A 17,627-nucleotide genomic window follows, 5' to 3' on the forward strand; every position below is an offset into this window, starting at 1 on the left:
CCCTTCGGCTGCGATTGCACCCGGCGAGCTTAGCGTAGCCTTGCCTTTCCCACTAGAGCGTGCGCGCCTCCTCGAGCCGGGCCGTGAGCAGGTCCACGAACCGACCGATCGCCTTGCTGTCCGTTCCGCCCGGAACGACCAACTGGACGAACAAGGCTGCGCCCGTGGGTGGTTCGTGCACGCTCAGCGTGAGGTCCGCATCGGGTCGGCCCACCGGGATCGGAAGTACCGACAGGCCGCCGAGATCGGCGACGCGGTGGTGCACCACCGCGAGCGGCGGCCGCAGGAGGTCCGGCCGATCGGCCGCGTCCACGATGTCTCGGTACGACGGGCCCGGTCGATCGAGCGCGTCGATCGTCGCGTCGCGCACCGCGCGGGTGACCTCGGTCAGATCACCGATCGCGTTCACCCGCAGGGGAACCCGGTCCGCGAACCCGCCCACCATCGGATGCGTGCGGGCGTCGTCGCGGCCGGCCACCAGCGTTGCCACGGTGACGTCTTCGCCGCCGCCCGCGTCGGCGACCGCGAGCGCGAACGCCGCGTGCATCACCGAGGCCAGTCCCGTTCCGGCGGCCGCGGCGACCCGGTCGAGCGACGCCCGCAACTCGGCGTCGACGTCGACGATAACGGCGTCGGTTCCGTTCTCGCCGAACGTGATCGGCAGGGTCGGCGATGGCGCGTCCGCGAGATGCTCACGCCAGTAGCGCGTGGCGTCGTCCGCCGCGGCGCGACGGTCCACCGCCCACCGCGCGACGTCGGAGTACGCCAGCGGCAGGTCGTCGCCGCTCCCCGAGAGCATCTCCGTGAGCAGCGGGACCACCGACCACTCGTCCACCGCGGCGTAGTGCATGACCAGCAGCAGGCCGCGACGATCTCCGTCATCGAGCAGGACCGCCCGCAGTCCGGGCCGCGCCGTCAGGTCGAGTGGTTCCTGCGCGATCTCGAACGCTCGTCTGCCGAGGTCACCGGAAACGTCGATCCGCTCCAGGGCAACCGGATTCGCGAACGCGGTTGACGCCGCGTCGGGTGCGATCACCGATCGCAGCGGCTCGTGACGGGCGGCGACGGCTGCCAACGCCGCGGCGAGCTCGTCCCCGGTCCGGTCACCCGGGTCGACCAGCAGGGCGTGATGCGCGGGCGCCGCCGAGACATTCTGCGGCAGCACGGCTTCCTGCATCGGTGCGAGCGGCACACGGACCGGCCGGTCCGACCGCGGCGTCAGCATCGGCGCCGTCGACGCCGACCGTCCCGTCAGCCGCTCGGCCAACGCCGCCGCGGTGGGTGCGTCGAACACGTCGCGCACGGTCACCTCGACCCCGAGCCGCGATCGAAGGGCGGACACCCATCCCATGGCGGCCATGGAATGTCCACCGACGTCGAAGAAATCGTCGTCGATGCCGAGTTCCGCACCGCCGGGACGATCCGCGAGCCCCAGCACCTCCGCGGCAGCCGCGAGTACCACGCGCTCGGTCTCCGTCCGCGGCGGTCGACCGCCCAGCAGGCCCCCGAGATCGGGGTCCGGGAGCGCCGCGCGGTCGAGCTTGCCGTTGGGGGTCAACGGCAGCGATCCCGGCAGCACCATCACCACACTGGGCACCATGTAGTCCGGCAGCGCGGTCGCCGCGTGGGCGCGGACGTCCTCGCCGCGCAGCCCGTCCGCCCCGGTCACATAGCCGACCAACCGGGTGGCGGGACCGTCGCCCACGGCGATCACGGCCGTCTGGTCGACGCCGTCCGCCGACGCCAGGGCCGCCATCACCTCACCGGGCTCGATGCGGAAACCGCGGACCTTGAGCTGATCGTCTGCGCGACCGAGGAAGTCGAGCGATCCGTCCGTGCGCCAGCGGGCACGGTCCCCGGTGCGGTACATCCGACCGGCGCCGTGCGGATCGGCGACGAACCGGTGCGCCGTGAGATCCGGCCGTCCGAGGTAGCCGCGCGCGAGTCCCCGTCCGGCGATGTACAACTCGCCCGCCACCCCGATGGGCACGGGACGCAGCCGCGCATCGAGCACGTAGGCCTGCTCGTTGGGGTCCGGGACGCCGATCGGCACCGCGGCGGTCCAGCCCGGCCGCGCCTGCCACAGCGTGTTGTTGACGGTGGCCTCGGTGAGTCCGTACGCCGCGAGCAGGTTCAGCCGCTCCGACCAGGCCGAGATCACCGCCGGCGGCACGGTTTCCGTGCCCACGAGCACCGTGCAGTCCTCGGGCAGCAGGCAGTCCGGCGGCAGGGCCGCCATCAGCGACGGCGGCAGAATCGCGTGCGTCACCGCATGGCGGGCACAGAATTCCGTCAGCTCCGGGCCCGCGACCCGCGCGTCGTCGGGCACCACGACCAGCCGAGAACCCGTGCACAGAGCCATGGCCAGTTCGAAGACGGCCACGTCGAACCCGATGGACGCGAACTGCAGCACCACCGAGCCCGTCGTCAGCCGCATCCGGTCCTCGGCCGTCGCCACCAACGACGAGATGCCCTCGTGCGGAACGACGACGCCCTTGGGACGCCCCGTGGACCCGGAGGTGTAGATGACGTACGCGGCCGAGTCCAGCGCGGCCGGGCCGTCCGGTTCGTCCACCGAATCCCGTTCCGGCAGTGCGTCGATCGCCAGGTGGGGGACACCGCTCGGCATCGAGCCGGACGCCTCCTCGGTGGTGAGCAACATTGCCGCCCCGGAATCGTCCAGCATGAACTCGAGCCGATCCACGGGGTGTCGGCCGTCCAGCGGCAGGTACGCCGCGCCGACGGCGAGGACGGCGAGCGTGGCGACGACGGTGCCCACCGACCGCGGCACGCCGATGCCGACGATGTCCTCGTCACCGATGCCCCGCTCGCGTAGATGCGCCGCGAGACCGACGACCCGCGCGTGCAGCTCGGCGTAGGTGACGGTCTCGTGCTCGTCCGCCACGGCCACCGCGTCGGGGGTCGCCGACACCCACCGGCGGTACGACGCGTAGAGGGTCTCCTCCGGCACCTCCCGTGCGGTGTCGTTGAACTCGGACACCACCCTGTGCCGCTCCCCCGGCAGGAACAGGTCGAGATCGTCGACCCGCATCTCCGGTGTCCGCGCCAGCGCGGCCAGCACGAGAAGGAAGCGGTCCGCGAGCGTGCGGGCCGTCGCCGCGTCGTACAGGTCGGTGGCGTATTCCAGCTGGAGCGTGAGCCGTTCGCCCGCGGTGTCCTCGGTGGCGTTGAACACCACGTCGAACTTCGCCGGCGTCTCGGGCAGCCGATCGGCTGCGGCCCCCTGGTCGCCTCCGGCGAGTGAGACGAGCGGACCGGTGTGATGACTGACCATGACCTGGAACAGCGGGTGTCGTGCCGCACTGCGCTCGGGCGCCAGGTGGGCGACCACCTCGTCGAACGGCACGTCCGCGTGAGCGAACGCCGCCAGATCCGCATCCCGCACGGTGCGGAGGGTGTCGGCGAGCGACGCCGACCCGGTGACCTCGGTTCGCAGCGCCAGGGTGTTGACGAAGAACCCGACGAGGTCCGTCAACGCCTCCTCGTCCCGGCCGGCCACCGGCGCACCGAGCACCACGTCCGACGACCCCGTCACGGCCCGCATCAACACGGCCGCCGCGGCGTGCAGCGCCATGAAGACACTCGCCTCGGTCGATCGCGCCACGCCGCGCAGGCCGCGGACCACGGCGGGCTCGACGTCGACCTGCACGACCGCTCCGGCGTGACTCGGCCGGGGCGGACGGGGTCGATCGGTGGGCACCTCGAGATCGGGTGCGCCGGCCAGCGTGTCGCGCCAGAAGCGCAGCTGGCGGGCGGCGAGGGACCGCTCGTCGCGGGCGTCGCCCAGCAGCTCCGCGTGCCACAGGGTGTAGTCGGCGTACTGCACCGGCAGCGGCACCAACGGCGAGGGTTCACCGGCCAGGCGGGCGGTGTAGGCCGCGAGCAGATCGGCCAGGAACGGGCGGTCGGACCACTCGTCCGTGGTGATGTGGTGCAGGACGACCACCAGGACGGTGGCCTCCTCGGTGCGAATGACGTGGGCGCGCAACGGAATGTCGCGACGGAGATCGAAGGGTGCGCGGAGCGCATCCGCGATCGCGTCCGCTACCTCCGCACCCTCGGCGGCCTCGACCACGCGCACAGCGGGCTGCACGTCGGTGAGGATGCGTTGCACCGGCAGTCCGTCGACCTCGTCGAACACCGTCCGGAGCGCCTCGTGACGCTGGGTCACGTCGGCCAGGGCGCCGGTCAACGCCGGGGCGTCCACCGCCCCGTCCAGCGGGATCACCAGCGGGAAGTGGTACTCGGTCGAGCGTGGATCGAGGTTGTGCGCCAACCACAGTCGCCGCTGCGCGGCCGACATCGGGATGTGCTCGGGCCGCTCGCGTGGCGCAAGGGCGGGCCGCGCGGACCCGAACCGGTTCTCGGCGACGGCGGCGAGCCGAGCCACGGTGGGGGCGTCGAACAGGTCGCGCACCGCCAGCTCGCACCCGAGAGCGGTCCGCGCACGGCCGATCACGCGGGTGGCGAGCAGCGAATGACCGCCACGGGCGAAAAAGTCGTCCGTCACGCCGATCGGGACACCGAGGACGTCCGAGACGATGTCGACCAGCACCCGCTCGGTCTCGGTGCGGGGCAGGGTGATCGGCGCCTCGTCCTCCTCCGGCGCCGGCAGCGCCGCGACGTCGAGCTTGCCGTTCACCGTCATGGGGAACTCGTCGGTCCGCACGACGGTGGGCACGAGATAGTCCGGCAGAGTCCGGGCACAGGCGTCCCGGACGTCCGCCGCCCGAGGGGCGTCGACGTAGGCGATCAGCCGGGCCAGACCACCCGGACCGGTGCCGACGACGACGGCGCTGCGCCGTACGCCCGGCACAGCCGCGACCGCGGACGCCACCTCGCCGATCTCCACCCGGTGTCCACGGATCTTCACCTGGTCGTCGGTGCGGCCGAGGTAGTCCAGCAGCCCGGACCCATCGGTGCGACGACGGACCAGGTCACCCGTGCGGTAGCGCCGCGTTCCGTTCGGGCCGGCGACGAATCGGTCCGCCGTGAGTGCGGCCCGGTTCGCGTAACCGCGCGCGAGACCCGCTCCGGCGACGTACAACTCGCCGGCCACGCCGTCCGGCACGGGCCGCAGCCACCCGTCGAGAATCACGGCGTCGGTGGCGCGAATGGGCAGGCCGACCGTGGGGGTCGCGCTGTCCTCGGTGCCCCCGCCGAGGGTGTTGATCGTGTACTCGGTGGGTCCGTAGAGGTTGTAGCCGAGCACGCCGTCCGCGGCGCGCAGAGCCGACCACACGTCGTCGCCGACGGCTTCGCCGCCGAGCAGGACCAACGCGGGCCGATACCCGTCCAGCAGTCCCCGCTCGAGCAGGATCGAGGCGTAGGTGGGCGTGACGTTGACGACGTCGACGCCGTGGCGATCGCCGTACGCCACCAGGGCATCCGCGTCACGTCGCAGCGTCTCGTCCGCGACGTGCACCTCGTGTCCCTCGACGAGCCAGAGCAACTCCTCCCACGACATGTCGAAGGCGAACGACACCGTGTGCGCGATGCGCAGGGTGCGACCGCCCGCCGCCCGGGTCACGGGATCGAAGATCTCGCGTCGGTGATTCAGCTGCATGTTGGTCAGCCCGCGGTACGGGGTCACGACGCCCTTCGGCCGACCCGTCGACCCGGACGTGTAGATGACGTACGCCGGGTGGTCCAGCCGGCCCGGCCGCCCCGGGGCGAACCCTGTGCTGTCGACGCTCCTGCCGCTCGACACCGTCTGTGCCGCCGACGCCAACGGGTCCGCGGCCCAGTCGAGGACGAGGACTGCGCTGCGATCGGCGAACCGCGTCGCGACGCTCGGACCCACGATCAGGCACTGTGGGTCGGCGTCGTCCATCACGGCATCCAACCGCGCGTCCGGGTGGTCGAGCTCGAGCGGCAGGTAGGCCGCGCCGGTCCGCAACACTGCGAACAGCGCCACCACGGTGTCGACGCTGCGGGGAATCGCCAGTGCCACCACCTGTTCCGGTCCCACCCCGCGGTCACGGAGCACGCGGGCCAGTGTCTCGATTCGAGCCGCGAGCTCGCGGTAGGTCAGGGACACCGTGCCCGAGACCAGGGCGACGGCGTCGGGCCGACGCTGGGCGGTCGCCAGGAGCATCTCGGTGACGGTGACATCCGGAACCGGCTCGGCCACGCGGACCGGCGGCGTCGGGTCGGCGAGCAAGCCGACGACGGGACGCTCGGCCTCGCGCGCCGCGGCGCGCAGCACCGCCACGACGTCGTCGGCCACGCGCAGCGCCCGAGCGTCGTCGACCATCTCGGGCCGGTGCTCGACGGTGACCGCCATCGTCGCCCCCGGTGTGACCACGACGGTGATCGGATAGGTCGTGTGGTCGATGCTGTCGCCGCCGCGAACCCCCTGACCGCCCAACGACGTCGCCTCGTCGCCGTCGGTGAAGTTCTGCACCACGCACAGGGTGTCGAACAACGTCCGATGGCCCGTGGCCGCGCCGATCTCCGCCAGGCCGAGATGGTCGTGATCGGCCAGTGCCCACCGCTGGTCCTGCACGGTCCGCGCGAGGCCGATCAGCGTCTGCGCCGGGTCCAGGGTCACCCGCGCCGGAACCGTGGTGAGGAACATGCCCGGCGCCGTGTCGAGGCCGGGCACGTCGGTCGGACGACCGGCGACGGTGATGCCGAACGTCACGTCGTCGCGTCCGGTGCTGCGCGAGAGTGCCAGTGCCACCGCGGCGGTCACCACGGCGTTCAGGGTGACGCCGTGCGCGCGAAGCGCGTCGCGCAACGCCGCCGTCTCGTCGCGGCCGAACTCGATGCGGCGACGCGCCGGAAGGTCCGGTCCCGCTGCGGTTCCCGGCCGGGCGAGCAGGGTGGGCTCGTCGAGACCCGCCATCGCCCGAACCCACGCCGCCCGGGCGCCGTCCTCGTCACGATCGGCCAGCCATCCCAGGTACCGCGCGAACGCGGTATCCGGGGTGGTCGGGACGGACGCGGGATCGGCGTACCGAGCGAGCAGCTCGGCGACCACCAGACCGTTGGACCAGCCGTCCCACACCAGGAACTGGCGGTTGACCGCGAGGGCATCGGTGCCGTCGGGCCGGCGCACCAGCAGCAGCCGCCACAGCGGCGGCGTGGTGAGGTCGAACGGGGTGCGACGGTCGGCGGCCAGCGCTGCGCCCACCTCGTCGTCGGACGCCGCCTCCACCACCGTGATCGCCACGACTGCGGCGTCGGGCACCGCTACCACCTGCGCGGGCGTGCCCGAGGGCAGGGACACGAAGGCCGTCCGCAGCGTCGGGTGGCGGCGGACCAGACCGTCCGCCGCGCGGCGCAGGCGATCGAGGTCGACCCGATGGTCGAAGTCCAGCACGAACTGGGCGGTGTAGACGTCCTGCCCGGGCGCCGTGAGGGCCTCGAAGTACAACCCCTCCTGCAACGGCGTCAGCGGCCAGACCGTCTCTGCTCCACCCGCGACGACGCTCGCGGCGGCAGCGAGGTCGTCGTCGGTGAGGTCGAGCAACGGCGCATCGCTGCGGGTGAGGACCGGAGCGGACGACACTGCGGCAGTAGCGAGCTCGCGGAGCGCGTCCAGCCATCCGTCGACGATCGTGTCGATGTCCTGACGCGACAGGTGCGACGCCGACCACGCCAGCGAGGCCACGAGCGCGGCGCCGTCGGCGCCGGGCTCGACTGCGGTGTTGACGATCAGCCGGTACGGCCCGCCCATGTCGGCGTCGGGTGCGGTGCGCAAGGCGTCCGATTCCGGCGCCGGCTCGAACGGTCCGGTCCCGGACGCGGGAACCCGACCGAGGTGGTTCACCAGGATCTGGGACCGTTCACCGCCCGCGAGAACACCTGTGGTGCGGGCGTTTCCGTAGCGCAGCATGCCGTAGCCGAGGCCACCGTCGGGCGCCGCCCGCAGCCGGTCCTTCACGTCCGCCAGCGTGGCCACGACGTCGTCGTGATGCGTGGTCCGGACGGGGGCGATCGAGGTGAACCAGCCGGTGGTGCGGGACAGGTCCCCCAGCGCGTCGTGACGCCCGTGGCGCTCGAGGTCGATCAGCACGTCGTGGTCCGCGCCCCAGCGGGACACCGCCACCCGCAGCGCGGCGACGATCACGTCCGTCGCGTCGCCCCGGACCAGGTCCGCGACGGGACCCACCGCGGCCGACGTGAGGTCGACGGGGACGCGCACGCGGAGGGTGTCGCCGTGCGCGACGGTGGCGTCCGTAGCATCGGCAGTCGTATCAGGTGGGACGAGGGCTGCGCCCGGCGCCGTCACCGCCTGCCAGTAGGGCAGTTCGGCGAGCCGCTGCGGACTGTGCGCGTCCTCGTCGACGCGTCGGGAGAACTCGCGGAGCGACGTCCGGACCGGTGCCAGGACGGGAGCGTCACCGGATTCGACCGCCACCCAGGCGACGGCGAGGTCCTCGACGAGGATCGACCACGAGACACCGTCGACGACGAGGTGGTGGGCGACCAGCAGAAGGCGGCCGGGATCGTCGCCGCGGTCGAACCATACGACCGACAGGACGGCCCCGCCGTCCGGATCGAGAGCGTCGGTGGCACGGTCGGATTCGCGTCCCACGACCTCGCGCAGCGCCCCGTCGTCGAGACCGCGAGCGTCGACCCGGTGGAACGACGGCACACCCTGGGCGCGCACCTCGGTGGTCCACACGCCCGGAGCGTGCCGCATGCGGCGTAGACGGAGGCTGTCGTGGTGCCGCACCAGGGCGTCGACCACGGCCGTGACGGTGGTCTCCGCGGTGGGCGGAACCACCAGCAGCGCTGCCTGACAGAACCGGTCGGTGGTGCCGGACCACTCCGAGAGTCGGTGCACCACAGGCAGACTGCGCACGCTGCCCACCGAGCTCTCGGCAGCGGGCGCGGAAGCGACGGTGGGGCCGTCGCCGATCGCCGCCGCGAGCGCGCGCGGAGTGCGCAGGTCGAAGATCTGCCGCGGTGACAGCTCGAGGCCGGCAGCGCGCGCGAGGTTGACCACCCGAATCGCGAGAATGCTGTCCCCGCCGCGAGCGAAGAAGTCGTCGTCCGGCCCGACGGTCTCGCCGAGCACGGTGCCGATGTGCGACTGGAGCGCGGCGGTGACGTCGTCCGGGGACGGTTCTTCGGCCGGCAGGCTCGCGGCGTCGGGCGCCGTCGTGGGCACCGCGTCGCGCACCCTGGCGAGCAGCGCACCCCGATCGAGCTTGCCGGACGGCCCGGTGGGGAGATCGTCGACCACGGTGATCGACGACGGGATCATGTGCTCGGGCAACCGCTCTCGGACGAAGGCGGAGACGGACGCGTCGTCGGTGGGGCCGACCACGAAGGACACCACCTGTGCGGAGCCGCGGTTGGTCCGCACCACGGTCGCGGCGCGATCGACCGCGGGATGCTCGCGGAGGACGGCGTCGATCTCCGCGAGCTCGATGCGGAACCCGCGGACCTTCACCTGATCGTCGGCGCGTCCGAGATACTCGAGCCCGGCGCGCTCGGACCAGCGCACCACGTCCCCGGTGCGGTACCGCCGCTGCCCGTGCGGTGCCGCGACGAAGCGGGTCGCGGTCAACGCCGGGCGTCGCAGGTACCCCTGTGCCAGTTGCGGTCCCGACAGGTACAGCTCACCCGGCATGCCCGGTCCGACCTGCCCGAGCCACCCGTCGAGGACCCGAGTCTCGACGCCGGCCATCGGGTGGCCGAGGGGAACGGAGTCCGCCCCGGTGCCCTGCACCCCCTGAGCCGCCGTCACGTCCACGGCCGCTTCGGTGGGTCCGTAGAGATTGTCGAGCCGAACCTGCGGGAGCAGCCGAGCCACCCGACGGGCCGACGCGGCGGGCAACGCCTCACCGCTGCAGGTGATCACGCGCAGCGACGTGCACGACGAGACCTCGGGGTCGGTGAGGAAGGCGTCCAGCATGGAGGGCACGAAGTGCACCCAGGTCACGTGCTGCGCGCGGATGGTGGCCACCAGGTGGGCGGTGTCGCGGTGCCCGTCCGGGTCCGCCAGCACCAGTGCGGCACCGGATATCAGGGGCCCGAAGAACTCGCTCACCGAGACGTCGAAGCTGGACGGCGTCTTCTGCAGAACCACCTCACCGGGGCCGAGCGGCGAGTGCTCGCGCATCCACTCGAGGCGGGGCACCACGCTGCCGTGCGTGACCACGACGCCCTTCGGCCGGCCGGTCGATCCGGAGGTGTAGAGCACGTATGCGGGATCGGCGGCGCTCGGGCGCACCAGCGGCCGCGGGTCCTGCTCGGGCAGGGGGCCGTCGAGCACGACGGCGGGCTGTGCGTCGTCGATCATGTACCGCAGGCGGTCGGCCGGGTAACCGGGGTCGAGCGGCAGGTACGCGGCCCCGGACTTGAGCACGGCGACGAGGGCCACCACCAGGTCGATCGACCGCGGAAGGGCCACGGCCACCAGCGTTCCCGGACCGGCACCCCGGTCCGCGAGGGCCGCCGCGACGCGGTCGGTCCGCACCTGCAGGTCGGCGTACGTGAGACGCGTGTCGCCGTGGACGAGCGCCGTCGCGGCGGGTGTCGCCGCGGCCTGCCGGTCCAGCAGGTCGACGACGGTGGCGCTGCCCGGCTGGCCCGCAGACCCCAGCGCAGCCGGCGCGGGCGTCACGCCTGCGGTCACGACCGGCGTGTGGGCGGGTGCCGTGGCGACGGCCACCAGCATCTCCACCATTGCGGCGACGGTCTCCTCGGCGACGGCACTGCGTTGGAATTTCAGATCGACGGTCAGCCGGTCACCGGGAATCACGATGAGCGTCAACGGGTACGCAGGATTCTCGTCGACGCGAACACCGGTGATCTCGAGGCGTCCGGCGGAGGAGGACGCCGCCGCCGCGACCAGATCGCCGATCGGGTAGTTCTCGACCACGACGAGCGTCTCGAACAACGACGCCACGCCGGCGATCCGGCGCAGCTCGGGCAGACCCACGTGGTGATGGTCGAGCAGGTCGGCCTGGTCGCGCTGCCAGCGCCGCGCCACGTCCCCGACAGTGACAACGGCGTCGACGGTGTCGACGGTGTCATCGGTGTCCAGTCGAACGCGCGTGGGCACGGTGTCGATGAACAGTCCCACCATGGCATCGAGGCCGGGTACCGGCGCGGTGCGGCCCGACACGGTGGACCCCACGGTGACGTCGCGACGGCCCGTCACCCGAGCGAGTACCACGCCCCAGGCCGCGTGCAGCAACGCGCCCACCGTGACCCCGGCGTCGCGCGCGGTGCGCTGCACGGCCGCGGTCGTCGCGGGATCGACCTCCACCCGGTGCGACCCGGTTCCGGTTCCCGACGCGCCGTGGCTCGGCACCGGCACGTCGTCACGCACGCCGTCCAGCGCCTCTCGCCACCGCTGCAGGGACGTGGCGCGGTCACGGGTGGCGAGGTGGCGCAACCACTCTCGCGGAGAGGCGGGCGTCGGGAGCGGCGCCGGGTCCCCGTAGGACGCGAGCATCTCGCGCAGCATGACGGGGATGGACCACCCGTCCGCGACGAGGTGATGAATCGACTGCACCAGTGCAGCACCGGAGTCCGTCGGAACCAGGGTGTACCGGAGAAGCGGCGCGTGGTCGAGGGCGAGGCCCTGCCGACGATGATCCGCGAGAACGCCCTCCACCGACCGCGACTGCACGTCGAACGGTACGGCGACGGCGGTGTGGACCACCGCCACGATCCGGCCGCTCGACACCGGACGGAACGAGGTGCGCAGCGCCGCATGTCGATCCACCACTCGCTGCACGGCAGCGCGGAGCAGGTCCGCATCGACCGTGCCTCCAAGGTCTATCACCTGCTGCACCACGTAGGGGTCGTCGTCGGCGAAGGCGGAATGGAAGTGGATGCCGTCCTGGACGGCGGTGGTCGGCAGGACGTCCTCCACGTCACCGGGCAGGCCGGCCACGTCGTCGTCCGTCAGCTCCACCAGCGGGAAGTCGGTCGGGGTGTGCCGCACGTCGGGTCCGACGGCGGCGAGCCGCGCGAGCGCGTCGGTCCACCGGTCGACGAACGACGCGGCGTCGTCGTCGGTCAGGACGGCCGGGGACCACCGCAGGGTGGTCTCGAGGCGTGCACCCGACGGTCCCTCCGCCGCGAGGATGTCCAGTATCAGGGCGTGGGTGGCCGGTGCGGTGGGGTCGTCCGCACCGTGGAACGTCAGCGTTCCGGCTCCGCCGAGCCGGCCGAGGTAGTTCACCAGAATGCGCGGCGCGGGCGCCGCGGTGAGGACCGGATCGGACCGAAGCTCCTGCAGGACACCGTGGCCGAGTGTCGAGGCCGGGGCTCGACGCAGCTCGTCGCGCACGGCCAGCAGCGTCTCCGCGGGATCACCGGGCCGATCGGTCGGCAGCGGGACGGGCCGGACCGTGGTGAACCACCCGACTGTTCGGGTGAGGTCGATCCCTGCGGTGCCGACGGCGTCCTCTTCGCGGCCGTGGCCCTCCACCTCGACCACCGTGCGAAAGCCGTCGAAGGCGGACCAGGCGCCCAGCGCGAGGGCCAGCGCGGCGAGAACGACCTCGGTCGGGCCGGTGCCGTAGGCGGACGGAACGTCCTGCAGGACCGCCTCGGTGACCGGTTCGGCGGTGACGACGGTTCGCCGCTGCAGGTCGCCGGCGAGCCCGGGGTCGGCGTCGCTGGGCAGCGAACCGAGGGGCGTGCGCGCGACACCGTGCCAGTACGGCAGCTCGGCATCGATGTCTTCCGCCGCGGCGTAGTCGGTCAGCGCCTGCGCCCACCGGCGGAAGGACGTGCTCGCCGGAGGCACGTCGCCACCGGACAGGGCGATTGCCAGGTCGCTCAGCAGGATTCGCCACGACACCCCGTCGACCACGAGGTGGTGCAGGGCCAGGACGGCGGTGTCGTCGGTCAGCGCCACGGCCACCGCGCCGCCCGACCGACGGTGGTCCAGACGCGCGACGGCGCCGTCGACGGACGCCGCCGGGTCGTGCACCACGTCGATGCGCGGCGCCGTCTCGGGCACCAGCAGCGCGCCGTCGTGCCAGGACGCCCAGAGCGCCGGGTGGCGATCGACGACGGCCTGCACGGCGTCCCGCAGGCGACCCGGGTCCGTACCCGACGGCAGCGGAACACACGCCGTCTGGTGGAAGCGTGGCCGAATCGCCCCGTGCCGCAGCGCCCGAGCGACGACGGGGGTGAGGGGAACGGCCCCCGTGGGCTCGTCCGCCACGGCGGTGACGGTGTCCGGCGTGGCCGCCGCGATCGCTTCCGGTGTCCGCAGCGAGAAGACGTCGCGCGGACCGATCGCGATGCCCCGCGCGCGGGCCTTCGCCACCACGGCGAGTGCGACGATGCTGTCGCCGCCGAGAGCGAAGAAGTCGTCGGTGACTCCGACCTCGGGCAGACCGAGGGCCTCCGCCACCACGGCACACAGCTCGCGTTCGCGCTCGGTGCGCGGGGCCACCGCGCCGGCGACGGTCTGCTCCGGATCGGGCAGCGCACGCCGATCCACCTTGCCGTTCACCGTGAGCGGCAACGCATCCAGCACGGTGACGGTGCTCGGCACCATGTACTCCGGCAGGACCGTCGCAGCGTGGTCCAGGACGGTCGACGCGTCGAGGACCGACCCCGCGTCGGGCACCACGTACGCGGCGAGGAAGGCCGAACCCGCGGGCGAACGGCGAACGTCCACCACGACCCGGCGCACCCCCGGCGTTCCGGACAGCGCGGCCTCGACCTCCTCGAGTTCGAGGCGCATGCCGCGGATCTTCACCTGGTTGTCGGCGCGACCGAGGAAGTCGAGCGTCCCGTCCTCGGTCCACCGAGCCAGATCGCCGGTGCGGTAGAGCCGAGCGCCCGGCTCGTCGGGCCCGGCGAACGGGTCGGCGACGAATCGCGACGCGGTGATCCCCGGGGCGCCGACGTACCCGCGCCCCAGCAGGAACCCGGCCGCGTACAGCTCGCCGGTCACCCCGATGGGCGTCGGCGAGAGGGACGAATCGAGGACGTAGAGACGGGTGTTCGGGTTCGGCCGACCGATGCTCGTCGCGATGCGGGGAGCGTCGCCGGTGTAGACGACGTGCGACACCCCGATGGTCGCTTCGGCGGGTCCGTACCCGTGGTACAGCGTCGTCGACAGGCGAGAGCGGAAGCGCGCGAACAACTCCGGGGTGAGGACCTCACCGCCGCACCACACGTGCTTCAGCCCGGCCAGCGCCGGCCGGTCGGGATCGTCGAGCGCGAGCAAGGCGTCGAGCATCGACGAGACGAGGTAGACGAACGTGACCCGCCGACGTCGGATCACGTCGAGCAGGTACAGCCCGTCGCGCTCCCCACCGGGTTCGGCGACCACCAGTCGTCCCCCGGTCAGCAGCGGCAACAGGATCTCGTTGATCGAGATGTCGAACGCCAACGGCGCCTTGAAGAGCGAGGCGTCACCCGGCCCGAACCCGAGGATCCGATCGCGCTGCCACGCGATGCGCGCGCAGATGGCCTCGTGCCGTATCACCGCGCCCTTGGGCGTGCCGGTGCTGCCGGAGGTGAAGATGACGTACGCGGCCCGCGCGCCGTCGATCGTCACGTCGGGCGCCGTGCTCGGGCGGTCGCCGTACGCCCAGTCGTCCAGTGCCACCGGGTGTTCCGGGCCGCCGAGGACCATCCTGGCGCGGCAGTCCGCGAGCACGCGGGCCCGGCGGTCGGCCGGCCACTCCGGATCCACCGGCACGAAAGCGCCACCGGCCGCCGTGACGGCGAGCAGTGCAATCACCATCTCGATCGACCGCGGCATCGACACCGCGACGATCTCCTCGGGAGCGAGCCCGTCGGCGAGCAGGTGGTGCGCCACCTGGTACACCCGGTCCGCGAGCTCGGAATAGGTGAGCGACCGCTCCCCCGACTCGATCGCGACGTCGTCCGGCGCGGAAACGACTCGACCCGCGAACATCGCGGGGACGGTCTCGCGCGTCACGGGCTCGGCGGTGTCGACGAACTCGACGAGAAGGCGTCGTCGGTCGTCCTCGCTCAGGAGCGTCAGCGACGACAGTGACCGCGTCGGGTCGGCGAGCAATTGGTCGAGCACCACCCGGAATCGGTCCCGGTGGCCGCGCATCGCCGGGACCGCGCCCGGTCGGCAGCGCAGGTCGAACATCACCGGCTCGCCGTCGAGGCCGCCCGTCACGGTCACGTCGAGATCGCGCACCGGCCCGGTGTCCATGCTGTGCATGCGCGCCGGCACTCCGCCGAGGTCCACGCCGTGCGGGAGCATCAGGACGTTGAGCCCCGGCCCGACCACACGCCGGTGCGGCTCGACCTCCCGCACGGCCCGCACGACGTCCTCGCCGCGGAAGCGGCCGTGGCGCACGGTGCCGATGGTGGCGCGCTCGAAGGCGCGCGCGACGTCCACGAGCGTCATCGACGGAGACAGGCGCAGACGCAGCGGCAGGATCGTCGACGCCATCGACGGCGTACTGCGCTGGCGCCGTCCGACCCGACCGGTGGCGGGCAGGGAGACGGTGAGGTCGTACGACCCGGTGGCGACGGCCAGGTACGCGAGCCACAGCGCCGGGATCACGCGGGTCCGGCGCACGTTCGCCTGCGCGGCGAGCGCGTGCAGACGCGCGGCGTCGTCCGTCGACACCTCGACACGCTCGGTGACCGCGCGACCGACGTCGGGGACGTCGGGCAGCAGGACGGGTGGTTCCGCCGCGCCGATGAGCTGGGTGGTCCAGAACGCCTTGTCGACGGCGAAGGCCGGCGAGGAGCGGTAGTCGCGATCGGCCTCGACCAGCAGACCGAGCGCCCAGGCGTCGTCCGTCGTCCGGCGGGTGGGATCGACGTAGCGGGCGCGGACCTCGTTGAAGATCAGGGACATCCCGAAGCCGTCGACGATCCCGTGGTGATAGCGCTGATGCCAGAACAGGTGGTCCTCGGCGAGGATCAGCAGGGCGGTGCGGAACAGCGGTCCCGCGCCGGTGACGTCGGCACCCGCGACGTCGTCGGCGATCCAGGCGTGCGCCGCCGCGACGGGGTCGTCGTCACCGGACAGGTCGACGACGTCGACGTTCCAGTCCCGCGCGACGGGCCGCTGGACCGGGTGCTCGCCGGAGAAGTCCATCCGCACGTGGAGGGCCTCGGCGTCGGTGAGGGTGGTGCGGACCGCGTCGCGCACGCGCGCGAGGTCCACCGTGCCCGTGACCTCCACCAGCAGGGTGATGACGAAGTCTCGTCGATCGCCGAGGATGTGCTGCGCGGTCCAGACCTCGGACTGGGCAGCGGTGAGCGGCAGCGTGTCGGTGTCGACGACCCGGAACATGAACGAAGGCTAACCTAAGCCGGGCCGTCGTTCGGCGGCGACTACCCCCGGAGGAAATCCAGGATCGCGCGGTTGAACTCCTCCGGCTTCTCCAGGTAGCCGTAGTGGCCCGCGTCGGCGATCTCGACGTACCGCGCGCCCGGAATCACGTCCGCCACCTCGCGCGACAGGTACGCCGGGATCATCCGATCGTCGGCGAACCCGATCGACAGGCAGGGAACCGAGATGCGCCCGTAGTCCCGGCGACGGTCGAACGTCTCGTCCATCGTCAACTGCGCTCGCTGCCCCGGCGTGAGCGGCTGCACCGAGAACTCGAAGAGGTCGAGCCAGTCCCGCGCCGCGGCCTCGTCGCGCAGGGACGCCGGCGACAGGTTCATCACGGCGGCGACGGCGGCCGCGTACTTCGGCGGCACCGTGACCCCGCTGTCGGCCAACTGCCGCTCCCCTTCGCCCAGTACCTGCTGGAACGCGTCGAGGCGTGCGTGCCCGGCGGAGAACACCGCGCGCGAGACCAGATCGGGACGGGCGAGCGCCAGCTCCTGCGCCACCCGCGCCCCCATCGACGTACCCACCACCACGGCCTTCTCGGCGGCGTCGGTGCGCACGTGCTCGATCAGTCCCGCGGTGTCGGCCACCAGGTCCGAGATCTGCATGCCCTCGAGGGACTCGTAGCTGGGGGCGATGCCGCGGTTGTCGAAGGTGCACACCCGGTACCCCGCGGCCACGATGGCGGGCACCTGGTGCAGCGCCCACACCCGTCCCGGACTGCCCGTGCCCATGATCATGACCACCAGCGGGCCCGATCCCGTCACGGTGTGGTTCAGCGGGATCCCGTTGACGGTCACCACCTCGTTGGCTGGCACAGGGGGCATCGGCGGTCCTTTCCCGATCGGTGGCGGCTCATGACTGTGCTGACGCGTGACAGGCGACTCGTGACAGGTGACGCGTGACAGGCGACTCGTGACGCTACCGGGGAGTCCGGTACGCCCCCTCACGCTGCGCCCGATCACGGGATTTTTGCGAGCACCGGGCGAGTTCTCCTAGAGTGCGTGCGGACGTGTGGCCTCGTCGTGGACGTGTTCTCGCGGCCCGCCCCGCACGAGACCACCACACCGCACCACACCCGGGAGAATCGCACCATGGCCGCCAGCACCCCCGAGACCGACATCGTCGACGAGGACATCGAACCCGTCGCGGACGAGACCGCCAGCCAGGCGCAGCGCGTCGTCGCGGCCTACGCCACCGACGCCGACGAGTGCATCATGCTGCTCTCGATGCTCGGCATCGCGCCCGCCGCCAAAGCCGTCTGACCGACGCGGGGTGATCCGGGCCCGCCGGGGTACACCGGGTCCGTAGGCAGCAGGCCGGCACACGA

3 protein-coding genes are annotated in these 17,627 nt (G+C 72.4%); 1 reads left to right on the forward strand and 2 read right to left on the reverse strand.

Annotation, left to right across the window (positions count from 1 at the left end; translation table 11 throughout):
- Nucleotides 1-52: 52 nt before the first annotated feature.
- Together A3Q40_RS14875 and A3Q40_RS14880 are read right to left on the reverse strand one after the other, a co-directional pair.
- On the reverse strand, nucleotides 53-16,252 hold the full coding sequence (locus A3Q40_RS14875; protein ID WP_068103293.1) for a non-ribosomal peptide synthetase: 16,200 nt from the start codon (nucleotides 16,250-16,252) through the stop codon (nucleotides 53-55).
- 41 nt (nucleotides 16,253-16,293) lie between these two features.
- Nucleotides 16,294-17,124, reverse strand: coding sequence for an alpha/beta fold hydrolase (locus A3Q40_RS14880; RefSeq protein ID WP_068103295.1), 831 nt, complete (start codon nucleotides 17,122-17,124; stop codon nucleotides 16,294-16,296).
- A gap of 267 nt (nucleotides 17,125-17,391) precedes the next feature.
- Here A3Q40_RS14880 and A3Q40_RS20635 point away from each other — a divergent pair, with 267 nt between their 5' ends.
- The gene (locus A3Q40_RS20635; RefSeq protein WP_167322910.1) at nucleotides 17,392-17,562 is read left to right on the forward strand and encodes a hypothetical protein; all 171 of its coding nucleotides are present in this window, start codon (nucleotides 17,392-17,394) and stop codon (nucleotides 17,560-17,562) included.
- Nucleotides 17,563-17,627 lie beyond the last annotated feature (65 nt).

Source organism: Rhodococcus sp. PBTS 1, from assembly GCF_001620025.1.
Classification (GTDB): domain Bacteria; phylum Actinomycetota; class Actinomycetes; order Mycobacteriales; family Mycobacteriaceae; genus Rhodococcoides; species Rhodococcoides kroppenstedtii.

Bases quoted from the DNA above. Each gene is read 5' to 3' on its own strand.
- A3Q40_RS14875 (WP_068103293.1), bottom strand. From the start codon at position 16,252: ATGTTCCGGGTCGTCGACACCGACACGCTGCCGCTCACCGCTGCCCAG.
- A3Q40_RS14880 (WP_068103295.1), bottom strand. From the start codon at position 17,124: ATGCCCCCTGTGCCAGCCAACGAGGTGGTGACCGTCAACGGGATCCCG.
- A3Q40_RS20635 (WP_167322910.1), top strand. From the start codon at position 17,392: ATGGCCGCCAGCACCCCCGAGACCGACATCGTCGACGAGGACATCGAA.